This is a genomic window from Kitasatospora sp. NPDC004615 (assembly GCF_042873545.1).
Taxonomy (GTDB): Bacteria; Actinomycetota; Actinomycetes; order Streptomycetales; family Streptomycetaceae; genus Kitasatospora.
This window is the reverse complement of record NZ_JBIALQ010000003.1, coordinates 600,900-620,895: the sequence shown is the minus strand read 5'-3', so window position 1 is coordinate 620,895 and position 19,996 is coordinate 600,900. Positions and strand designations below refer to the sequence as shown.

Genomic DNA, 19,996 nt, shown 5'->3' with positions numbered 1-19,996 from the left:
GCGCAGGAGCGGACTGCTCCTCCAGCCCGATGGGGTTGGATGTGGCCATGGCTTCTCGTGCACGTGTACGCGCCCCCGAGCTGGTCGGCGCCGGTGGATGGCTCAACACAGGTGGCAAGGATCTGTCGCTGGCGGACTTCCGCGGCAAGATCGTGATCGCGGACTTCTGGACCTTCTGCTGCATCAACTGTCTCCATGTCCTCGACGAACTCCGGGAGTTGGAGGAGAAGCACCGCGACACGGTGGTGATCGTCGGGGTGCATTCGCCGAAGTTCGTGCATGAGGCGGACCACCGGGCGGTGGTGGACGCGGTGGCGCGGTACGAGGTGCACCATCCGGTGCTGGACGATCCGGAGCTGGTGACGTGGAAGCAGTACGCGGTGCGGGCCTGGCCGACGCTGGTGGTGATCGACCCGGAGGGGTACGTCGTCGCGCAGCACGCGGGTGAGGGGCATGCGCACGCGATCGCCCGGCTGGTCGAGGAGTTGGAGGCGGAGCACGCCGCGAAGGGCACGCTGCGGCGCGGCGACGGGCCGTACGTGGCGCCCGAGCCGCAAGCGGGTGACCTGCGGTTTCCTGGGAAGGCGGTGCGGCTGCCGAACGGGCACTACCTGGTCGCGGACTCCGGCCACCACGCGCTGGTGGAGCTCGCCGAGGACGGCGAGCGGGTGGTGCGGCGGATCGGTGACGGGGTGCGCGGACTGGTGGACGGCGCCGCGCCGCGGTTCAGCGAGCCGCAGGGCCTGGCGCTGGTCCCGGAGGGTCTCGGTCTCGGCTACGACGTGGTGGTGGCGGACACCGTCAACCACGCACTGCGCGGCGTGCGGCTCGCCGACGGCTCGGTGACCACCCTGGCCGGCACCGGCAAGCAGTGGTGGCAGGGCTCGCCGACCTCCGGCGAGGCCACCGCCGTCGACCTGTCCTCGCCGTGGGACGTCGCGTTCTTCGACGGCCGGGTGTGGATCGCGATGGCCGGCGTGCACCAGCTGTGGTCGTTCGACCCGGTGGCGGGGACGGTCGCGGTCGCGGCCGGCACCACCAACGAGGGCCTGGTCGACGGCCCCGCCGAGCAGTCCTGGTTCGCCCAGCCGTCCGGCCTGGCGGTCTCCGCGGACGGCGAGCGGCTGTGGGTCGCCGACTCGGAGACCTCCGCGCTGCGCTGGGTCGCCCGCGGCACGCACGAGGTGCACACCGCCGTCGGCACGGGCCTGTTCGACTTCGGTCACCGTGACGGGGCGGCCGAACAGGCCCTGTTCCAGCACCCGTTGGGCGTCACGGTGCTCCCGGACGGCTCGGTCGCGGTCAGCGACACGTACAACCACGCGCTGCGCCGCTACGACCCGGCGAGCGGTGAGGTCTCCACGCTGGCCACCGATCTGCGGGAGCCGTCCGGCGCGGTGGTGGTGGACGGCGACATCGTGGTGGTGGAGTCCGCCCGGCACCGGCTGACCAGGCTGCGGCTGCCCGAGGAGGCCGTCCGGGTGGAGGCCGTCGCGCACCGCACGCAGCGCGCCGCCACCGAGGTCGCGCCGGGCACGCTCCGGCTGGACGTGGTGTTCTCCGCGCCCACCGGCCAGAAGCTGGACGAGCGCTACGGCCCGTCCACCCGGCTGCTGGTCAGCTCCACCCCGCCCGGGCTGCTCGCCGCCGGCGCGGGCGCGGACAGCGCGCTCTCCCGCGAGCTGGTGCTCGCGGAGGGCGTGACGGAGGGCGTGCTGCACGTCTCCGCGATGGCCGCGTCCTGCGATGACGACCCGTCGATCGAGTACCCGGCCTGCCACGTCCACCAGCAGGACTGGGGCGTGCCGGTGAAGGTGGTGCCGGGCGGCGCGACGCGGCTGCCGCTCGTTCTGGCGGGCATGGACTGAGCGCACCCGTCCGGTACGGCCACCGCAGGTGGGGCTGCGCGAGATTGAGAGACGATCAGCTGGTCGTCTTCCGCCTCGCGCAGTTCTCCCCCAGCCCCAAGGGGGGCTGGAGGTGCCCCCACGCGTCCCTGTTGTGCGTCCCTCGCGCGCCGGCTCAGCCCTCGAGGAACGCCTTGATGGCCCCCGCCAGGTAGTGCGGGTCCTCCGCGCCGCACAGCTCGCGCGCGGAGTGCATGGACAGCGCCGCGATGCCGCAGTCGACCGTCGTGATGCCGAGGCGGGCGGCGGTGATCGGGCCGATGGTGGTGCCGCAGGGCATCGCGTTGTTGGAGACGAAGGTCTGCCACGGGACGCCGGCCTTCTCGCAGGCGGCGGCGAACACGGCCCGGCCGACGCCGTCGGTGGCGTACCGGTTGTTGACGTTGACCTTGAGGATGGGGCCGCCGTTGGGCAGCGGGTGGTGGCCGGGCTCGTGGCGCTCGCTGTAGTTGGGGTGGACGGCGTGCCCCATGTCGGAGGACAGGCAGATGGTGCCGGCCAGCGCGCGGGCGCGGTCCTCGGCGGTGCCGCCACGGGCGTAGCAGGAGCGCTCCAGCACGTTGCCGAGCAGCGGGCTCTGCGCGCCGGTGTCGGACTCGCTGCCGGTCTCCTCGTGGTCGAACGCGGCGAGCACCGGGATGCAGGGCAGGTCGGCGCCGGACGCGGCAACGGCGGCGAGCGCGGCGGTGGCGGCGTGCACGGAGAGCTGGTTGTCGAGGCGCGGGCCGGCCAGCAGTTCGCGGTCGCGGCCGAGGTAGGACGGCGGCTGGACGTCGTGGGCCATCAGGTCCCAGCCGGTGATGTCGGCGGCGTCGAGGCCGGCCTTCTCGGCGACGTACTCGAGCAGCGCGCCCTCGGTGGTGTCGCCGAGTCCCCAGATCGGCGTCAGGTGGCGCTGGCGGTCGAGCTTGAGGCCGTCGTTGACGCCGCGGTCGAGGTGGATGGCGAGCTGCGGGACGCGCAGCAGCGGCTCGTCGAGGTGGACCAGGCGGGTGGTGCCGTCGCGCAGGACGAGCCGGCCGGAGAGGCCGAGGTCGCGGTCGAGCCAGGTGTTGAGGGGGACTCCGCCGTAGATCTCGACGGCGATCTGCCGCCAGCCGGCCGAGCCGGTGTCGGGGATGGGCTTGACCCGCAGGTTCGGCGAGTCGGTGTGGGTGCCGACCACCCGGTAGGGGGTGGCGGGGCCGGCCCCTTCGGGCACGTACCAGGCGATGAGGGCGCCGCCGCGCACCAGGTAGCGGCCGCCGCTGTCGCCGTCCCACGCGTCCGTCTCACGGACCTCGCGGAAGCCGACCCGCTCCAGCCGCTCGACCGCGCTCTGCACCGCGTGGTACGGGGAGGGGGAGGCGGCGAGGAAGGCGATCAGGTCGTCCGTGTGCTTCCGGTCGAAGTGGGCCGTGCGGGCGGCGGTCGACATGTTGCTCCTGGGTTGAGGGCGGGCCGGGCCTGATGGGGGTTAACAGGCCCGCCCCCTGAGCATATGCCCGTACACGGACAGGACCGTGTGAAGTCCGCAACGGTGACACAACAGTGAGCATGGCGCGACACAACACCGCGGGGCCCGGTGGTGAACCGGGCCCCGCGGCGTGAGGGTGGGTCAGGCGGTCGGGTGAGCGGCCGGCCGACGCTCGATCAGAACGCCTCTTCGGCGAGGTCCATCAGCTCGTTGTCGATGGCCTCGGCGATCTGGCGCTGCGCGGCGGTGGTCGGCAGCACGGTGCGGGCGAAGTGCTTCGCCGCGGCGATCTTGCCCTGGTAGAAGGGGACGTCCTTCTCGGAGGCGCCGGCCTCCAGCTTGGAGAGCGCGACGGCGGCCTGACGCAGCAGCAGCCAGCCGACCACGACGTCGCCGGAGACCATCAGCAGGCGGGTGGTGTTCTGGCCCACCTTGTACATGTTCTTGACGTCCTGCTCGACGGCCGTCAGGTCGGCGATCAGCTTGCCGACGATGGCCTCCAGGTCGCCGGCGGACTTGGCGAGCAGGTCGCGCTCGGCGGCCAGGTCGGCGCCGCCCTCGTTCGAGGCGAGGAACTTCTGGATCTGCTCGTTGACCGCGGTCAGCGCCTGGCCGCCGTCCTTGACGATCTTCCGGAAGAAGAAGTCCTGGCCCTGGATGGCGGTGGTGCCCTCGTACAGGGTGTCGATCTTGGCGTCCCGGATGTACTGCTCGATCGGGTACTCCTGCAGGTAGCCGGAGCCACCGAAGGTCTGCAGGGACTGGGCGAGCTGCTCGTAGGACTTCTCCGAGCCGTAGCCCTTGACGATCGGCAGCAGCAGGTCGTTCAGGCGCTCGGCGGCGGCGTCGTGCTCGCCGCGCAGGCGGGCGGCCAGCATGTCGTCCTGCACCGAGGCGGTGTAGAGGACCAGGGCGCGCATGCCCTCGGCGTACGCCTTCTGGGTGAGCAGCGAGCGGCGCACGTCCGGGTGGTTGGTGATGGTGACGCGCGGCGCGGTCTTGTCCATGAACTGCGAGATGTCGGCGCCCTGCACGCGCTCCTTGGCGTACTCCAGCGCGTTCAGGTAGCCGGTGGACAGGGTGGCGATGGCCTTCGTGCCGACCATCATCCGGGCGAACTCGATGATCTTGAACATCTGGCGGATGCCGTCGACGGTCTCGCCGAGCAGCCAGCCCTTGGCCGGGTGCTTGGCGCCGAAGGTCATCTCGCAGGTGTTGGACGCCTTGAGACCCATCTTGTGCTCGACGTTGGTCGCGTAGGCACCGTTGCGCTCGCCGAGCTCGCCGGTCTCCCAGTCGAAGTCGTACTTCGGCACGATGTACAGGCCGAGGCCCTTGGTGCCCGGCTTGCCGCCCTCGGGGCGGGCCAGCACCAGGTGGATGATGTTCTCGGACATGTCGTGCTCGCCCGAGGTGATGAAGCGCTTGACGCCCTCGATGTGCCAGGAGCCGTCCTCCTGCTTGATCGCCTTGGTGCGGCCGGCGCCCACGTCGGAGCCCGCGTCGGGCTCGGTCAGCACCATGGTGGCGCCCCACAGGCCGTCGATCATGCGCTGGGCGACCTTCTGCTGCTCCTCGGTGCCCTCGTCGTAGACGACGCCGGCGAAGGCCGGGCCGGAGGAGTACATCCAGATCGCCGGGTTGGAGCCGAGGATCTGCTCCGCGTAGGCCCACACCAGGGACGACGGGGTGACCTGGCCGCCGATGCCCTCCGGGATGCCCAGGCGCCACCACTCGGAGTCCATGAAGGCCTGGTAGCTCTTCTTGAAGGTCTCCGGGATCGGAGCGGTGTTGGTCGCCGGGTCGAACACCGGCGGGGTGCGGTCGGTGTCGGTGAAGGAAGCGGCGAGGTCGTTCTCGGCCAGCCGGGAGATCTCGCTGAGGATGTTCTTCGCGGTGTCGACGTCCATGTCGGCGAACGGACCGGTGCCGTACACCTGGTCGCGGCCGAACACCTCGAAGAGGTTGAACTCCACGTCCCGCAGGTTGGACTTGTAGTGACCCATGACCGTATCTCCGGTTCGTCTTCCACGGGCGAGCCGCTTACGGCGCACCGCTTACCCACCAGTACGCCCCATGATGCTACCCAGCGGTAACTTGTTCAACCCCTCCACCGTGAAGCACCTATGAACGTGGTCACGTCCCACAATGCGGCCCACCGCCGGATTGTGCGGATCACCCGCCCCCAAGCGGGGCCCGGCCCGATAGCCTTGCCCCGTGTACGGCTACGAGCAGAACGCCTACCAGGACCCCTACCAGCAGCAGATGCAGCAGGGGATGTCCGGCATGCCGGGCGCCGGATACGGCGACCCGCAGGCCGCCCAGCAGTCGCTCTACCCCGAGCCCTCGCCGCCCTCGCTGGCGGACGCGGTGCGCGCCTTCACCACGGGGGCGATGCCGGTGGAGGACTTCCAGGCCATCTTCATCACCTCGAAGGTGTACTGCCCGCGCGGCGACCGCCCCGGCTTCCTGGCGCTGCACAACACCCCGACGCCGGTGATCCCGATGTTCAGCTCGCTCAAGGAGCTGAAGCGGTACGCCGGCAAGGACTCCAAGTACTTCTCGGTGACCGGCGCCGAGGTGCTCGACCTGCTGCCCACCGGCTACGGCTTCGCCCTGGACATGGAGGGCGAGCACCGGATGGTGTTCGACGCCCGCGCGGTCGAGCAGATGGTCGACTTCACCATGCGCCGGATGTACGGCTGACCCCTCCTCCCGACCCTCTCCGGCCCGGAATAGGGCCACATAGTTCAACGTTCAACCTTGCGAGTGGTTGAGAGTTGAACTACTGTGGTGGACGTAGGCCACAGACCCGCCGAAGGAGGCCGACATGCCCGCCGTGACCGTCGAGAACCCGCTGACCCTGCCGCGCGTGACCACGCCCGACCCGGTGCACAGCACCGCCCGGCCGGTCCTCACCGTGGCCACCGCCCCCGAGGGCTACGAGGGCGAGGGCTTCCCCGTCCGCCGCGCCTTCGCCAAGATCAACACCAAGTTCCTCGACCCGTTCATCATGATGGACCAGATGGGCGAGGTGGACTACGCGGCCGGTGAGCCGAAGGGAACCCCCTGGCACCCGCACCGCGGCTTCGAGACGGTCACCTACATCATCGACGGAACGTTCATCCACCGGGACTCGCACGGCGGCGGCGGCACCATCACCGACGGCGACACCCAGTGGATGACCGCCGGCTCCGGTCTCCTGCACATCGAGACCCCGCCGGAGTCCCTGGTGAAGTCCGGCGGCCTCTTCCACGGCCTCCAGCTCTGGGTGAACCTGCCCGCCTCGGACAAGATGATCACCCCGAAGTACCAGGACATCCGCGGCGGCAGCGTCAAGCTGCTCAGCACCGAGGACGGCGGCGCGCTCCTGCGCGTCATCGCCGGTGAGCTGGACGGCCACACCGGCCCGGGCACCACCTTCACCCCGATCACCATGATCCACGCCTCGATCAGCCCCGGTGCCCAGATCACCCTGCCCTGGCGCGCCGACTTCAACGCCCTCGCCTACGGCCTCGCCGGCAACGGCTCGGCCGGCACCGAGCACCGCCCCTTCCACCGGGGCCAGGCCGTCGTCTTCGGCGACGGCGACTCGATCACCCTGCGCGCCGACGAGAAGCAGGACTCCCGCGACAACAACTTCGAGGTCGTCCTCCTCGGCGGCCTGCCGATCCGCGAGCCCGTCGCCCACTACGGCCCGTTCGTGATGAACAGCCACCGCGAACTCCAGCAGGCCATGGAGGACTTCCAGGCCGGCCGCCTCGGCACCATCCCCGCCGACGAGAACTGACAACTCCTCACCCCTGAAGCACCCACAAGCCCGAAAACCCGCGTGCCCCGTCCTCGGACGGGGCACGCGGGTTTTCCGCGTCCCGCCGATGGGCAACTGCCCCGGCGGGACGGCGTGTTGGGTCTGTCCGGAAAGCTGTGCCGACAGGTCAGGCCAGAGCGAGGCTGATCTGGTCGCCGAAGACCACCCAGTGCTGGCCCTTGTCGTTGACGTCGCACGGCTTGGTGGAGATGTTCGGGGTTCCCCAGGCGTTGGCGAGGCAGTAGCCGGGGGCGAGGGTGAGCGAGATCTGCTGGCCCGCGATGGTCCAGTACTGGCCCGGGTCGCCCGAGGCGCACGGCTTGGTGGAGACGTCCGGGGCGCCCCACTTGTCGGCGAGACAGTAGGCGCGCGCATTGGTGAGGGAGATCTGTTCGCCCGTGACGGTCCAGTGCTGACCCTGGTCGTTGACGTCGCACGGCTTGGTGCCGACGTTCGGGGTGTTCCAGGCGTTGGCGAGGCAGTAGGTGCCGGGGGTGCGCGTGGTCGCGTGGCTGGTGTCGGCCGCTCCGGCGCCGCCGGTCGGCAGGAGGGAGGCGGCCAGCCCCATCGTGGCAATGGCGAGCGTCTTGCGGAAAGCGAGGGCCATGAGACGTTTCCGTTCTGTGCGCAAGGCCGCACGATTCCCCTGCGGCCATGAGGTGCTTTCTCGGCCCAGTCCCGAGCGCAGGGCAATCTCTAGCACCGGGCGACCACGAACCAGCGGCAGTGCGCGCCGCATTCATCCGAATGGGCAGCACCGGAGCAGTCCGGCGAATTCACTGCCCGCGGGGCGCGATTCGTAGGCTGGGCCCCGCAAGGACACCGCGCGAGAGGGAGGAACGGCAATGGCGACGATCCATCAGACCACCATGAACCCGGGCAAGTTGGACCTGCTGGCCGACTGGCTGCCGAAGCAGGACTGGTACCGCCCCGGCGGCGGCGCGCTGGAGCGGGCCGGCGGATTCCGGCTGGACGACCCGGCGGGCGAGGTCGGCATCGAGCTGATGGTGGTGACGGACGGTCAGGCCTCCTACCTGGTGCCGATGGCCTACCGGGGCGCGCCGCTGGACGGGGCGCCCGAGGGCGCGCTGATCGGGACCGCCGAACACGGCGTACTCGGCACCCGCTGGTTCTACGACGGCGAGCAGGACCCGGTGGTCCGCGCCCAGTTGACCGAACTGCTGCACGGACGGGCGGTACCGCAGAAGCAGAGCGAGAGCGACGCGGTGGACGACACGGTGACGGTCGCGGCCGTCGACGGCGAGGTGGCGGTGACGCTGCGCCGGGAGCTGCGGCCCACCGGAGAGCCCGCGCCGGGCGAGGTGGTCGCCGGATACACCGCGCCGGACGGGTCGGCGGCCCGCGCGGTGTACCTGACGGCCGGTCGCTGACCCGGGTCTGTCCGGTCGGTCTCGGCGCGCCCGGCGAGACCGACCGGACGGGCCCCGGACGTCAGAGCCGGGCGTAGAGCGCGGCCGCGTCGTCGTGGGCCTTGCCGCGGGGCCAGCGGACGCAGTCGGCGTCGGTGCGCTCCGCGGTACGGACCTGGGCGATCAGTTCGGCGGGGCCGGCCTCGGCGAGCAGTCGGACGGCGTCGGCCCAACTGCCCAGCCCCAGGCGCTCGGTGAAGCGGGCGGCGCCGTCCGACAGGGCGGCCACCCCGTGCAGGTCGGCGCGGCCGACCACGCCGGTCTCGGCGTGCTGGGCGGCCTGCGGGGTGGCGGCGGCGATCCACGGCCCGTGGCCGCTGTTGCGCGCGGCGCGGACGGCGATCGCGTACCGCAGGTAGAGCTCGGCGCGTTCGGCGGTGCCGGGGACGGTCGACCAGACCTGGCGGCGCAGTTCCTCGCCGCCGTGGAAGCGCTGGTTGTCGCCGATCACCCGGGGCGGGCCGGCCTTGGGGTGCAGCACCAGCAGGGAGTCGCCGAGCGCCAGGTACTCCAGCGCGTCGCCGCGCAGCCGGGCGGCGACCACCATCGCGGCGGGCGTGTTGGGGTTGGCCAGGTCGCAGCTGTCGCCGTGCAGGGCGGCGGTGTCGGCGATGGCGTCGGACAGGCAGTCGGCGATGTCCCGGTCGGGGTGGCCGGTGAGCCGGGCGACCAGGTGCGCGCCGAGGCGGCGCACGTACCAGGGGATGCCGTGGCCGCAGCCGGAGTCCAGGGTGTCCGGGGCGCTGGAGCCGTCCAGCAGCACCAGAACCTCCGGGGTGGCCACCACGAAGTCCTCGCAGGCCCGGTCCGGGCGGCGCGCGTCGACTGCCAGCTGTACCCGCATGCTTCTCAGTCTGCGTCGGCCACCCGTCGTTCGAACAGGGGCTGTTCGACCCTTCCGTTCGGCCTCCCGCACAGCGATTCGGACATAATTGGGCGAAATATGGCAACTCGCCGAGGCTTCGTGACAGGAGAGTCCCATGGTCTGGCAGTTCTTCGTACTGGTGATCGCCTCGTTCGGCTTCCCGACCCTCGCCCTGCTGTTCATGATGGGCGGCCTGCAGTACCGCGACGAGCGGCAGCCCCACCACCTCGGCAGGGCACACCGGGACTGACCGACCCCGGTGTCGGCCGACAGCGGCCCCGGTCGGCATGGGAGGGTGTGCTGCAGCACACCCCACTCCCGTCCAGGAGGTCCCGAAATGAGCAGCGACACCGCCCCGGCAGCCGAGCCCGCGCCGGAGGCCACCACCGACGCCACCGCCGACACCGCCGCCGAGGCACCCGTCCAGGACGACCAGAAGGCCAAGTTCCTGGCCGCGCTGCAGCGCAAGGGCGGCAACAGCCGGGGCGCCGGCGGCGGCCCCGGCGGCGACTCGAAGATCCACGGCACCACCGGCGCGGCCGGCGGCAAGCGCACCTTCCGCCGCAAGAGCGGCGGCTGAGCGCCCGTCGGACCCCAGTAGGAACGGCCGGCCCCGCACCCGGGGCCGGCCGTTCGGCGTCTCATCCGGCGGATCAGTCGGTGTGTTCGTCCGGAAAGTACGGCGTCTCGCGGAGGAACAGCGCCCCGCAGGTGTGGCAGTTGTGGTCGGGGTCGAGGGTCCAGCGGGTGGCGTCCTGGACGGGGGCGGCGGCGTCGAGCGTCTTGCCGCACAGGGCGGTGAGGTCCGCGTTGCGGACGATGTGCCAGCTGACCACGGAGTCCGTGGCGCCGCCGGTGCCGGTCTCGGCGCGCATCTGATGCATCATGATCACCATCGTCCGCCGACCGGACATACCCGGCAATTCGCGCGACCGGTCAGGGCTGCGCCGGGGGCTCCGAGAACACCTCGCGGACCTCGATCGGCATGTTCATCGGCTTGCCGTCGTGGCCCGGCGCGGCAGACAGCGCGGCGGCGATCTCCAGCACCCGGGCGTCGCTCGCGCAGTCGACGATCCACCAGCCGAACAGGAACTCCTTGTCCGCCGGGAACGGCCCCTCGGCGACGGACGGCCCGCCGTCGCCGGCCCGGACGATCCGCGCGGTGTCGGGCATCGCCAGGCCCTGGGCCTCGACGAGTTCGCCGCTGGCGGTGAGCTCGGCGACCGAGCGGCGCATGAAGGCGATGTGGGCGGCGGTCGCCGCCGGGTCCCAGGAGGGGATCGGCGGAACATCGGTGTCCGACTGGCTGAAGTGCATCTGCAGCATGTGCGTCACGGCGGACGGCTCCTCTCGGTGCGGGCGGTCTCGTCCCATCGTCCCGGAGACGGAGCCGCGGCCCGGTTCTCGACACCGCGTCCCAGGGAGCCCCGAGCCACTGACCGGCGGGTTTCGGGCGAAGAGGGTGAGGAGAACGGCCGGTGGGCCGTCAGGAAGCGGTGCGCAGCAGCGGGGCGCTGAGGATCTTGTCGAAGCTGACGGTGGCGCCGCGCTGCGGGTGGGTGCGGAGCTGGACGTGGTCCGCGAGGGCGTGGATGAGGAACAGGCCGCGGCCGGACTCGGCGGTCAGGTCGGGCAGCACGCCGGGGTCGGTGGCCGGCAGGGCGGGGCGCAGCGCGGGCAGCACGTGGGTGTCGTAGGGGGCGGCGGGCCGGTCGGCGGCGGGGCTGCGGGTGGCCAGTACCCGGGCGGGGACGGAGGCGCGGCCCCGGCGGGTGCGGCAGCGCGGCGCGGGGCGGTCGGCGGGCCGTTCGGTGGACGAGCGTTCGGCGGCGGGACGGCGGCGCGGGCCCGGGCGGGAGGCGGTGGGTGCGACCGGGGACTGGCCGGTGTTGGCGACCTCGATCCGCAGGCGGTCGCCGCTGAGCGCGGCGGTGACCTGGAAGGTGTCCCCGAAGTGGCCGGGCCCGGCGTGTTCGACCGCGTTGGCGCAGGCCTCGGTGAGGGCGAGGCCGAGGTCGAAGGCGTCCTGCGGGTCGACTCCGGCGGAGTCCATGGCGCCGAGCAGGATGCGGCGGGCGAGCGGCACGCTGGCCGGGTCGCGCTTGAGGTGCAGAGTCCACCAGATGTCCACGGGAGATCCCTCCTGGCTGCGGCTCCACATACAACTAGCTATCTCCTCGACGGCGCGCGGCGAACCGTCCGCACTCGCCGGTACCGCCCGTTCGGCGGATGGACTGCCCCTGCCGGGTGTGCCGATCGGCGCGTGGGCGGGTGCGTGCGCCGGTCGGGTTCGCGCCATTCCCGGCGGGTTCCGGGGCCTGCCCCGGGAGCGGCTGTAGGCGGTGAGATGATGGCTCGGCCATGACTGACCCGACCGCCGCCGCCCGCCGGGGCTCCGCCCTGCCCGCGGCACGGGTCTCAACGGCTGCCTGGGATCTGCGGGTGCTGCGCGCGGTGCCGTTCGCGCTGGTGTGCACGCTGGTGGCGGCCTTCGGGCACGCCCGGGCGGGCGGTGCGGTGGCGCCGGACACGCTGGCGGCGGGCTTCGCCGCGGTGTGCGCGGCGGCGGCGCTGCTCGGCGGGCGGGAGCGCTCGCTGGGGGCGATCGCGGCGGCGCTGGGCGCCGGACAACTGGGTCTGCACCTGCTGTTCCACCGGTTCGGCGACGGCCTGGTCGGTGGCATGGCGATGCCGCACGCGTCGATGGCCGGAAACGGCGGGCCCGACGCCCTGGCGTCCGTGGCGGGCCGGCTGCTGTGCAACGACACCCCCGGCGACGGCCTGACGGTCGTCCCGGCGACCACCACGGCGGACCAGGTGGTGAGCGCCGCGGGCCTGGACCCGCAGGCGTACGCGACGGCTATGCCGCACGCGGCGGGCTGGCTGGGGCTGACGCCCGGCATGGTGCTGGCCCACCTGGCGGCGGCGGTGGTCGCGGGCTGGTGGCTGCGGCGCGGCGAGGCCGCGCTGTGGCGGCTGATGCGGACGGTGGCGCTGACCGCCCGCGAGTGGGCGGCGCCGCTGCGGACGGCGGTGGCGCTGCTGGTGGCGCTGCTGCTGGACGGGCCGCGCCCGGTGCGGGCACGGCGGAGTGGACGGCCGGAGGACTGGCGGCTGCCAGTGGCGGCGGCACTGCGGCACTGCGTGCTGCGCAGGGGACCGCCCGCGGTGGCGTTCGCGCGCTGAGCCGGGCCGGGAGGCCGGGGTTCGGGCGCGCATCGCTGCCTGCCGCCGTGCCCGCTTCGTGAGCGGGGCGGTCGGGTCCCCTCTTCCCGTTGTCCCCACGTGGCCCGCGCATTGTCGCGTGGCCTCTTCCTCCCCAGGAGTCCCCTGATGCGTTCGCTTTCCTCCCGTACCGCCCGTCGTTCCGTCGGCGCGCTCGTGGTGGCGGCCGGTGCCCTGCTGGCGTCCGCCGTTCCCGCCTCCGCGCACGTGTCCGTCCAGCCGGGCAGCGCCCAGCAGGGCGGGTACACGGCCGTGGCGTTCCGGGTGCCGAACGAGAGCGACACCGCTTCCACCGTGAAGCTGGAGATCAACCTGCCGCTGGACCACCCGATGGCGTCGGTGCGCACCCAGCCGCTGCCGGGGTGGACGGCCAGCCTGGAGAAGTCGAAGCTCGACAAGCCGCTGGACTCGCACGGCCAGCAGATCACCGAGGCCGTCTCCAAGATCACCTGGACCGCCGACGCGGGCACCAAGATCGCCCCCGGGCAGTACCAGGAGTTCAACGTCTCGCTGGGCGCGCTGCCCACCGACACTGACAAGCTGACCTTCAAGGCGCTCCAGACCTACGACAACGGCGACGTGGTCCGCTGGATCGAGGACAGCAAGGACGGGCAGCCGGAGCCGGCCAAGCCCGCCCCCGTGCTCAGCCTGACCAAGGCCGCCGCGGCCGGCGACCACCACTCGACGGACACCACCACGAAGCAGGACGCCGCCCCCGCCGCGAAGTCCTCCGACTCCACCGCCCGCACCCTGGGCGTGGTCGGCATCGTGGTCGGCGTGATCGGCGCGGCGCTCGGCGTGGCCGGGCTGCGCCGCCGCTCCGCGAACTGACCCCCGCCGGGCGGGGCCGCACCCCGCGGCCCCGCCCGGTCCTCGCCCTTCCGCACCGCCTCTTGCACGCCTTCCCGCACCGCTCTCCCGCACCGCCCACCTGCACCGCTCTCCCGCACCGCCCACCTGCACGGCCCACCTGCACGGAACGGAAAGTCCCTTGGCACCCCTCCGCAGCACCCGCCCCCGGCTCCTGACGGCCGCCGCCCTCGTCCTCGGCGCCTCGCTCGCGCTGTCCGCCTGTTCCTCGTCCTCCTCGGGCGGCGGGGAGGGCAACGGGGTGGCGAAGGTCAGCAAGCAGGCCTCGACCAGCCAGTACCAGGGCACCGCGCTCAGCAAGCACTTCGACAAGCCCGACCTGGTGCTGAACGACACCTCCGGGCAGCCGTACGACCTGAAGGCGCGCACCGCCGGGCGGACCGTGCTGCTGTTCTTCGGCTACACCAGCTGCCCGGACGTCTGCCCGACCACCATGGGCGACATCGGGGTGGCGATGTCCAAGCTGACGCCGGAGGAGCGGCAGAAGATCGACATCGTGTTCGTCTCCACCGACCCGCAGCGCGACACCCCGCAGGTGCTGCGGACCTGGCTGGACTCGATGGGCAAGGACTTCATCGGGCTGACCGGCGACCTGGCGCAGGTGAAGGCCGCCGCCAAGCCGCTCGGCATCATGGTCGAGGACCCGGTGGTGGCCGCGAACGGCTCGGTGACCTCCACGCACGGCGCGCAGGTGCTGGCGTTCCTGCCGACCGACGACAAGGCGCACCTGCTGTACATGGCCGGCACCTCGGTGGACACCTACCGGCACGACCTGGAGCTGCTCGCCAAGGGGGTGGCGGTGTGAGCCGCGCGTTCCGCCGCACCGCGCTGATCGGGGCCGGCCTGGCGACCGCCCTGGCCGCAGGCACCGTGGTGGTGGCCTGCCAGTCCTCGGGCTCCGACGGCGCCTCCGCCGCGCCGCCGCAGCTGTCGGTGGCCGATCCGTACATACCGCTGCCGGCCACCCCCGGCGGGATGGGCGCGGGCTACCTGACGGTGCGCAACGACGGCGGTGCGGACCGGCTGGTGAAGGTGACCAGCCCGAGCGCCGGATCGGTGACCATGCACCGCTCCACCGAGAAGACCATGGAGGAGGTCGGCGAGCTGACGGTGCCCGCGCACGGCACCCTGGACCTGGCCCGCGGCGGCACCCACCTGATGATCATGGACTGGGCGAAGCAGCCGGCCCTCGGCGACGAACTGGAACTGGACCTGGAGTTCGCCAAGGCGGGCACCGTCGTGGTCAAGATTCCGGTGAAGCCACTGACGTACCGTCCGGGAAGTTAGGGTCCCGGCGATGGCAGCAGACGGCACGGTGACGAGAAGAGGCGCACAGGTGATCACGGTGGCGAAACGGCGGCGGCTGGGCGCCCTGCTGGCGGTGCTGGTGGCGGCACTCGCCCTGGTGCTCGGCGGGGCGACGACGGCGTCCGCGCACGCCACCCTGGAGAGCACCGACCCGGCGCAGGGCTCGGTGGTCCCAACCGCGCCCGCCGCGGTCACGCTGCGCTTCAGCGAAGGCGTGTCGCTGTCCGCGGACTCGGTGCGGGTGCTCGACCCGAAGGGCACCGCCGTCGACGACGGCAAGCCCGACCATGTGGACGGCAAGGCCGCCACCGCCCGGGTGACGCTCCGCCAGGGGCTCGGCAACGGCACCTACACGGTGGCGTGGCGGGCCGTCTCGGAGGACTCCCACCCGATCGGCGGTGCGTTCACTTTCTCCATCGGCGCGGCCTCCGACACCACTGTGAACGCCGCCGCCGTCCAGGGCGCCAAGGCCGACGGCGCGGTGGGCTTCGCCTACGGCACCGCCCGCACCGTCGCCTACGGCGCGTTCGCACTGCTGGCCGGCGCCGCCGCGTTCGTGATCCTGATCTGGCCCGCCGGCGCGGCCGTGCGCGGCGTGCAGCGGCTGCTGATGAGCGGCTGGGTCGCGCTGCTGCTGTCCACCGTCGCCGTGCTGATGCTGCGCGGCCCCTACGAACGCGGCACCGGCCTCGGCCAGGCCTTCGACCTGTCGCTGGTCCGCGCCACCCTGGACGAGCGGATCGGCACCGCACTCGCCGCCCGCCTGCTGCTGCTCGCCGCCGCCGGTGTCTTCCTCTCGCTGCTGGTCGGCCAACTCGGCCTCCAGCCGAAGCCGCCGGCGCCCGCGCCCGCGCCGGGATCCCTGCCGGACTCCACGCCGGGCTCCGTAACGGGCTCCGCAACGGGCTCCGCAACGGGCTCCGTAACGGGCTCCGCGCCGAACGAGGACGATGACGCGGAGGAGGCGGAGCTGCGCCAGCTGGAGCGGGCCGCCTCCGAGCGCCCCCAACGCGACACCCGGCTCGCGCTGGGACTGGCCGGGCTCGCCCTGGCCATCGCACTGTCAGCGACCTGGGTCGGCGCCGACCACTCCTCGGTCGGCATCCAGGTCCCGCTGGCCCTGCCGCTCGCCTCGCTGCACCTGCTCGCCATGGCCGGCTGGCTCGGCGGCCTCGCCGTACTCGTCACCGGCCTGCGCCACGGCCTTCCCGCCACCGCCGTCGAACGCTTCTCCAAGCTGGCGTTCTGGCTGGTCGCGGTACTGGCCGGCACCGGCGTCTACCAGTCCTGGCGCGGCCTGGGCAGCTGGGGCGCGCTGGTGGACACCGAGTACGGGCGGCTGCTGCTGATCAAGGTCGGCTGCGTGGCGTCGATGCTCGGCGTCGCCTGGATCTCGCGTTCCTGGACGGCGCGGCTGCGCGGTGCGGACGAGAGGGCTGCGGCGTCGGGTGCCGCCGACGGCGGGACCGCGCCCGCGGAGGCTGTCTCCGCGCAGATCGTGTCCGATGTGATCACAAGTGATCAGGGCTCCGAGTTCATCCCTGCGGAGACTATCTCCGCGCAGACCATCTCGGGCGTGACCGAAATTGATTCGGGCGCGATCACAAGCGATCAGGCGCCCGAGTTCATCCCTGCAGAGACTATCTCCGCGCAGACCATCTCGACCCACGCAGCCCCGGACACGACCCACGCAGCCCCGAACACGACCGCCGGAGCCCCCACCCCCGGAGAGACGCAGGCCGCCACCGACGACACCGACGCCGAGCGCGCCGCGCAGCTCGCCCGCCAGCAGGCGGTGCTGGCGAAGGCGCACCGGCGGCGTGCGGCCGAGGGTTCGCCGGTGCGGGCGGGGCTGCGGCGCAGTGTGGTGGTCGAGACGAGCGTCGCCGCGCTGGTTCTGGTGGTCACCACGATGCTCACCAACTCGCCGCCCGGGCGGGTCGCGCAGGCGATTGCCGCGCAGCCCGGGGCGGGTGGGGGCGCTCCGGTGGCGGGGGCGTCCGCGGTGCCCGGCAAGACGCAGGAGTTGAAGCTGCCGTACGACACCGGCGGCCGCACTCCGAACGCCAAGGGCACGGCCACCGTCACCGTCAACCCGGTCGGGACGGGGCCGAATGCGGTCACGCTCAAGCTGACCAACGGCGCGGGGCAGCCGGTCGAGGTTCCCGAGTTGCAGTTGGCGTTCACGCTTCCCGACCGGGACCTCGGTCCGCTGCCCGTCACGCTCCAGGCCGAGGGCACGGGTGCGTGGAGCGGGACCGCGCAGTTGCCGCTGGCCGGGCAGTGGGTGGTTTCGGTGACCATCCGGTCGTCCGACATCGACCAGGTGACGGCCACCCAGCAGCTGAAGGTGGGCCAGTGACGGAGATAGCGGGACTCTCCCGGCGGGCCGTGCTCGGTGGGGCCGGGGCGGGGCTGGCCGTGGGCGCCGTCGGCGGGGCGTGGGGCGGGCGAGCGTCGGCGCGGGAGAAGAAGACGCTGCCGGGGAGCGCCCGGGTGGCGTTCCACGGCCCCAGGCAGGGCGGCATCGTGGAGCCCGGGCAGGCCCGGGTGGAGTGGGTGGCGTTCGACCTGGCGGCCGGGGCCGGGCGGGACCGGGCGGCGGGCCTGCTGCGGGACTGGTCGGCGGCCGCGGCCCGGATGGCCGTCGGCGAGCCGGGCGGGGACGGCGGAAGCGGGATCGCGCTGGACGCGGGCCCGAACGCGCTGACCGTCACCTTCGGCTTCGGCGCGAGCCTGTTCGACAAGCTGGGCCTGGCCGACCGTCGCCCGCCCGCGCTGGCCGCGCTGCCCGCGTTCCCCGGCGACGCGCTCGACCCGGCACGCTCCGACGGCGACCTGTGGGTGCAGATCGGCGCGGACGACGCGCTGGTCGCGGTGCACGCGCTGCGGGTGCTGCGCCGGCTGGCCACGGGGGTGGCCGTGCCGCGCTGGCAGATGTCGGGCTTCGGCCGCACGCCGGGTGCGACCGCGCGCCCGATGACCGGCCGCAACCTGATGGGCCAGGTCGACGGCACCAACAACCCGAGCCCGCAGGACGCCGACTTCGCCGCGAAGGTGTTCGCCACCGGCCCCGACTGGATGGCCGGCGGCAGCTACGTGGTGCTGCGCCGGATCCGAATGCTGCTGGACGACTGGGAGTCGCTGCCGACGGACCGTCAGGAACGCCTGGTGGGACGCCGCAAGAGCGACGGCGCCCCGCTGTCGGGCGGCCCGGACGCCGACGAGCGCACCCCCGTCGACCTGGCGGCGACCGCCCCGGACGGCACCCTGGCGATCGCCCCGGACGCACACGTCCGGGTGGCGGCGCCCGACTCCAACGGCGGGGCGGCGATGCTGCGCCGCGGGTTCTCGTTCCACGACGGTCTGCTGGCCGACGGCTCGCCCGACGCGGGTCTGCTGTTCGCCGCGTTCCAGGCCGATCCGGCGCGCGGCTTCGTCCCGGTGCAGCAGCGGCTGGCGCGCGGCGACGGCCTGTCGCGGTTCCTGCGGCACGAGGCGGGCGCGCTGTTCGCGGTGCCGCCGGGCGCGCCGGAGGGCGGATACGTGGGGCAGCCGCTGCTGGAGGGCTGACCGCGCACCGTCGCACGGCCGTTCGGCCCGGCTGCCCGGCCGTCGGACGGCGGCACGGCGGGGCCGCGGAAGTGGCTAAGGTGGCAGACCGAGCCCTGTGGGCCCGTGGAGTTCGCATCTCGCAGTTCGCATCACGCTGTTCGTTCGGAGGCGGTCATGTCGGCGACCCGTTACACCTATCTCGGGCCCGCGGGCACCTTCACGGAGGCCGCGCTGCGCACCCTGCCGGAGGCGGGGACGCGGGAGCTGACGCCGGTGGCGTCGGTGGCGGCGGCGCTGGACGCGGTGCGGGCGGGCGAGGCCGCGGGCGCGATGGTGGCGATCGAGAACTCGGTGGACGGCGCGGTCACCACCACCAGCGACGAGCTGATCAACGGCAGCGCGCTGATGATCTACCGCGAGGTGCTGCTGCCGATCTCGTTCGGGCTGCTGGTCCGCCCGGGCACCGCGCTGGCCGACGTGAAGACCGTCACCGGGCACCCGGTGGCGCAGCCGCAGGTGCGGCACTGGCTGGCGGCGAACCTGCCGGACGCGCAGTGGGAGTCGGCGGCGTCGAACGCCGAGGGTGCCCGGCTGGTGCAGGACGGCCGGTACGACGCGGCGGTGGCGGGGGCGTTCGCCGCGGAGCTGTACGGGCTGCGGGTGCTGTCGGACGAGATCCAGGACGCGGCGGCGCCGACCACCCGGTTCGTGCTGGTGGGCCGGCCGGGGCGGGTGTCCTCGGCGACCGGCTGGGACAAGACGTCGATGGTGGTCTGGCTGCCGGAGGACCACCCGGGTGCGCTGCTGGAGCTGCTGCAGGAGTTCGCGGTGCGCGGGATCAACCTGATGCGGATCGAGTCCCGGCCGACCGGCGAGGGCATGGGCAGCTACTGCTTCCTGATCGACTGCGAGGGGCACCTGAGCGAGCGGCGGGTCAGCGAGGCGCTGATGGGTCTGAAGCGGATGTGCCCGCAGGTGCGTTTTCTCGGCTCGTACCCGCGCGCCGACCGGGGCGCCGCTTCCCCGCTCCGGCGGGGCACCTCGGACCTGGATTTCGCGAACGCCGCGGACTGGCTGTCCCGCTGCCTGGACGGCCGCGGCGAACTCTGACGCCCGACGGGCGAACTCCGACGCCCGACGGGCGGACTCCGACGCCCAACTCCGCGTCGCGCCGCAAGAACGCGATTTCGGCCGGGGCGGGGCCGCACCGGGCCCCGTTCCGTTCATTTTCGACACGCCCGAACGTCACCTGCCCGGCCGACGGGTGTTCACCGACGGTGCTCCGGGGGCCGTCGGTGCGGGGTGCGGGGCGGGGTGGTTCATCCACAGGGCGGTGGCCGGCATCCACAGGGGCGGTTGTCCCCAGCTGCTGTGAAGTTATCCACAGGACGGGCCGGAGTCGACAAACCGGTAAAGACACCCTCAGGCCCGGTCAGATCATCAGCTAGGGGCATAGGGAGGACTAATCGGACCAGAGTCACCCCTGCGCCGACAAATCACCTGTGCGAGCGAGCGAATTCCCTCACTCGGGAAGCCGTATCGAGGTTTGAAACCTGGAAATGCCGGTTC

20 protein-coding genes are annotated in these 19,996 nt (G+C 72.7%); 13 read left to right on the top strand and 7 right to left on the bottom strand.

Annotated elements, in window-relative coordinates; translation table 11 throughout:
• Positions 1-47 precede the first annotated feature (47 nt).
• Positions 48-1,868 (top strand): NHL domain-containing thioredoxin family protein, encoded by a 1,821-nt coding sequence (locus ACFYS8_RS14160; RefSeq protein ID WP_387640366.1) that lies wholly within the window; start codon positions 48-50, stop codon positions 1,866-1,868.
• A 154-nt stretch (positions 1,869-2,022) separates the two neighbouring features.
• Here the strand turns inward: ACFYS8_RS14160 and ACFYS8_RS14155 are convergent, their stop codons facing one another.
• Together ACFYS8_RS14155 and ACFYS8_RS14150 are read right to left on the bottom strand one after the other, a co-directional pair.
• On the bottom strand, positions 2,023-3,324 hold the full coding sequence (locus tag ACFYS8_RS14155) for a M18 family aminopeptidase (RefSeq protein ID WP_387640365.1): 1,302 nt from the start codon (positions 3,322-3,324) through the stop codon (positions 2,023-2,025).
• A 215-nt stretch (positions 3,325-3,539) separates the two neighbouring features.
• The gene (locus ACFYS8_RS14150; RefSeq protein WP_387640362.1) at positions 3,540-5,369 is read right to left on the bottom strand and encodes an acyl-CoA dehydrogenase; all 1,830 of its coding nucleotides are present in this window, start codon (positions 5,367-5,369) and stop codon (positions 3,540-3,542) included.
• A 211-nt stretch (positions 5,370-5,580) separates the two neighbouring features.
• Between ACFYS8_RS14150 and ACFYS8_RS14145 the strand changes: the two genes are divergently transcribed.
• Together ACFYS8_RS14145 and ACFYS8_RS14140 are read left to right on the top strand one after the other, a co-directional pair.
• Positions 5,581-6,069, top strand: coding sequence for an SseB family protein (locus ACFYS8_RS14145; protein WP_387640359.1), 489 nt, complete (start codon positions 5,581-5,583; stop codon positions 6,067-6,069).
• A 124-nt stretch (positions 6,070-6,193) separates the two neighbouring features.
• Positions 6,194-7,153, top strand: coding sequence for a pirin family protein (locus tag ACFYS8_RS14140; RefSeq protein WP_387640356.1), 960 nt, complete (start codon positions 6,194-6,196; stop codon positions 7,151-7,153).
• 148 nt (positions 7,154-7,301) lie between these two features.
• Here the strand turns inward: ACFYS8_RS14140 and ACFYS8_RS14135 are convergent, their stop codons facing one another.
• Entirely contained in the window at positions 7,302-7,781 is a 480-nt protein-coding gene (locus ACFYS8_RS14135) for a ricin-type beta-trefoil lectin domain protein (RefSeq protein WP_387640353.1), read from the bottom strand.
• Between the two features lie 238 nt (positions 7,782-8,019).
• Between ACFYS8_RS14135 and ACFYS8_RS14130 the strand changes: the two genes are divergently transcribed.
• A complete protein-coding gene (locus ACFYS8_RS14130) occupies positions 8,020-8,565 on the top strand; it encodes a 1,4-alpha-glucan branching protein (protein ID WP_387640350.1) in 546 nt (181 codons plus the stop codon).
• A 61-nt stretch (positions 8,566-8,626) separates the two neighbouring features.
• Here ACFYS8_RS14130 and ACFYS8_RS14125 read toward each other — a convergent pair whose 3' ends face one another.
• Positions 8,627-9,448 carry an integrase gene (locus ACFYS8_RS14125; protein ID WP_387640347.1) on the bottom strand — a complete coding sequence of 274 codons (822 nt, stop codon included), beginning with the start codon at positions 9,446-9,448 and terminating at the stop codon, positions 8,627-8,629.
• Positions 9,449-9,584: 136 nt separating this feature from the next.
• Here ACFYS8_RS14125 and ACFYS8_RS14120 point away from each other — a divergent pair, with 136 nt between their 5' ends.
• Together ACFYS8_RS14120 and ACFYS8_RS14115 are read left to right on the top strand one after the other, a co-directional pair.
• A complete protein-coding gene (locus tag ACFYS8_RS14120) occupies positions 9,585-9,719 on the top strand; it encodes a hypothetical protein (RefSeq protein ID WP_387640344.1) in 135 nt (44 codons plus the stop codon).
• An 87-nt stretch (positions 9,720-9,806) separates the two neighbouring features.
• Positions 9,807-10,049 (top strand): DUF5302 domain-containing protein, encoded by a 243-nt coding sequence (locus ACFYS8_RS14115; RefSeq protein WP_387640342.1) that lies wholly within the window; start codon positions 9,807-9,809, stop codon positions 10,047-10,049.
• Positions 10,050-10,122: 73 nt separating this feature from the next.
• Here the strand turns inward: ACFYS8_RS14115 and ACFYS8_RS14110 are convergent, their stop codons facing one another.
• The 3 genes from ACFYS8_RS14110 to ACFYS8_RS14100 all read right to left on the bottom strand — a co-directional run bounded on the left by ACFYS8_RS14110 (position 10,123) and on the right by ACFYS8_RS14100 (position 11,600).
• Positions 10,123-10,356 (bottom strand): hypothetical protein, encoded by a 234-nt coding sequence (locus tag ACFYS8_RS14110; RefSeq protein WP_387640339.1) that lies wholly within the window; start codon positions 10,354-10,356, stop codon positions 10,123-10,125.
• A 49-nt stretch (positions 10,357-10,405) separates the two neighbouring features.
• Positions 10,406-10,795 carry a YciI family protein gene (locus tag ACFYS8_RS14105; RefSeq protein ID WP_387640727.1) on the bottom strand — a complete coding sequence of 130 codons (390 nt, stop codon included), beginning with the start codon at positions 10,793-10,795 and terminating at the stop codon, positions 10,406-10,408.
• Positions 10,796-10,955: 160 nt separating this feature from the next.
• Entirely contained in the window at positions 10,956-11,600 is a 645-nt protein-coding gene (locus tag ACFYS8_RS14100; protein ID WP_387640336.1) for an ATP-binding protein, read from the bottom strand.
• A gap of 230 nt (positions 11,601-11,830) precedes the next feature.
• Between ACFYS8_RS14100 and ACFYS8_RS14095 the strand changes: the two genes are divergently transcribed.
• From ACFYS8_RS14095 to pheA, 7 genes are all read left to right on the top strand, one after another.
• On the top strand, positions 11,831-12,655 hold the full coding sequence (locus ACFYS8_RS14095; RefSeq protein WP_387640334.1) for a hypothetical protein: 825 nt from the start codon (positions 11,831-11,833) through the stop codon (positions 12,653-12,655).
• 147 nt (positions 12,656-12,802) lie between these two features.
• The gene (locus ACFYS8_RS14090) at positions 12,803-13,525 is read left to right on the top strand and encodes a YcnI family protein (RefSeq protein ID WP_387640332.1); all 723 of its coding nucleotides are present in this window, start codon (positions 12,803-12,805) and stop codon (positions 13,523-13,525) included.
• A 160-nt stretch (positions 13,526-13,685) separates the two neighbouring features.
• The gene (locus tag ACFYS8_RS14085; RefSeq protein WP_387640329.1) at positions 13,686-14,369 is read left to right on the top strand and encodes an SCO family protein; all 684 of its coding nucleotides are present in this window, start codon (positions 13,686-13,688) and stop codon (positions 14,367-14,369) included.
• Positions 14,366-14,851, top strand: a complete 486-nt coding sequence (locus tag ACFYS8_RS14080; protein WP_387640327.1) for a copper chaperone PCu(A)C — start codon at positions 14,366-14,368, stop codon at positions 14,849-14,851. Before ACFYS8_RS14085 ends, ACFYS8_RS14080 begins: the two co-directional genes overlap by 4 nt.
• 10 nt (positions 14,852-14,861) lie before the next feature.
• A complete protein-coding gene (locus ACFYS8_RS14075; protein WP_387640324.1) occupies positions 14,862-17,234 on the top strand; it encodes a FixH family protein in 2,373 nt (790 codons plus the stop codon).
• Complete coding sequence (gene efeB, locus ACFYS8_RS14070) at positions 17,231-18,445, top strand: iron uptake transporter deferrochelatase/peroxidase subunit (protein WP_387640321.1); 1,215 nt, start codon at positions 17,231-17,233, stop codon at positions 18,443-18,445. Before ACFYS8_RS14075 ends, efeB begins: the two co-directional genes overlap by 4 nt.
• 156 nt (positions 18,446-18,601) lie before the next feature.
• Complete coding sequence (pheA, locus tag ACFYS8_RS14065) at positions 18,602-19,537, top strand: prephenate dehydratase (protein WP_387640318.1); 936 nt, start codon at positions 18,602-18,604, stop codon at positions 19,535-19,537.
• Positions 19,538-19,996 lie beyond the last annotated feature (459 nt).

What these genes read in the sequence shown, in the direction of transcription:
- ACFYS8_RS14125 (WP_387640347.1), bottom strand. Translation starts at nt 9,448, where the DNA reads ATGCGGGTACAGCTGGCAGTCGACGCGCGCCGCCCGGACCGGGCCTGC.
- ACFYS8_RS14090 (WP_387640332.1), top strand. Translation starts at nt 12,803, where the DNA reads ATGCGTTCGCTTTCCTCCCGTACCGCCCGTCGTTCCGTCGGCGCGCTC.
- ACFYS8_RS14075 (WP_387640324.1), top strand. Translation starts at nt 14,862, where the DNA reads ATGGCAGCAGACGGCACGGTGACGAGAAGAGGCGCACAGGTGATCACG.
- ACFYS8_RS14135 (WP_387640353.1), bottom strand. Translation starts at nt 7,781, where the DNA reads ATGGCCCTCGCTTTCCGCAAGACGCTCGCCATTGCCACGATGGGGCTG.
- ACFYS8_RS14115 (WP_387640342.1), top strand. Translation starts at nt 9,807, where the DNA reads ATGAGCAGCGACACCGCCCCGGCAGCCGAGCCCGCGCCGGAGGCCACC.
- ACFYS8_RS14105 (WP_387640727.1), bottom strand. Translation starts at nt 10,795, where the DNA reads ATGCTGCAGATGCACTTCAGCCAGTCGGACACCGATGTTCCGCCGATC.
- ACFYS8_RS14130 (WP_387640350.1), top strand. Translation starts at nt 8,020, where the DNA reads ATGGCGACGATCCATCAGACCACCATGAACCCGGGCAAGTTGGACCTG.
- ACFYS8_RS14150 (WP_387640362.1), bottom strand. Translation starts at nt 5,369, where the DNA reads ATGGGTCACTACAAGTCCAACCTGCGGGACGTGGAGTTCAACCTCTTC.
- ACFYS8_RS14110 (WP_387640339.1), bottom strand. Translation starts at nt 10,356, where the DNA reads ATGATGCATCAGATGCGCGCCGAGACCGGCACCGGCGGCGCCACGGAC.
- pheA (WP_387640318.1), top strand. Translation starts at nt 18,602, where the DNA reads ATGTCGGCGACCCGTTACACCTATCTCGGGCCCGCGGGCACCTTCACG.
- ACFYS8_RS14095 (WP_387640334.1), top strand. Translation starts at nt 11,831, where the DNA reads ATGACTGACCCGACCGCCGCCGCCCGCCGGGGCTCCGCCCTGCCCGCG.
- ACFYS8_RS14155 (WP_387640365.1), bottom strand. Translation starts at nt 3,324, where the DNA reads ATGTCGACCGCCGCCCGCACGGCCCACTTCGACCGGAAGCACACGGAC.
- ACFYS8_RS14120 (WP_387640344.1), top strand. Translation starts at nt 9,585, where the DNA reads ATGGTCTGGCAGTTCTTCGTACTGGTGATCGCCTCGTTCGGCTTCCCG.
- ACFYS8_RS14160 (WP_387640366.1), top strand. Translation starts at nt 48, where the DNA reads ATGGCTTCTCGTGCACGTGTACGCGCCCCCGAGCTGGTCGGCGCCGGT.
- ACFYS8_RS14140 (WP_387640356.1), top strand. Translation starts at nt 6,194, where the DNA reads ATGCCCGCCGTGACCGTCGAGAACCCGCTGACCCTGCCGCGCGTGACC.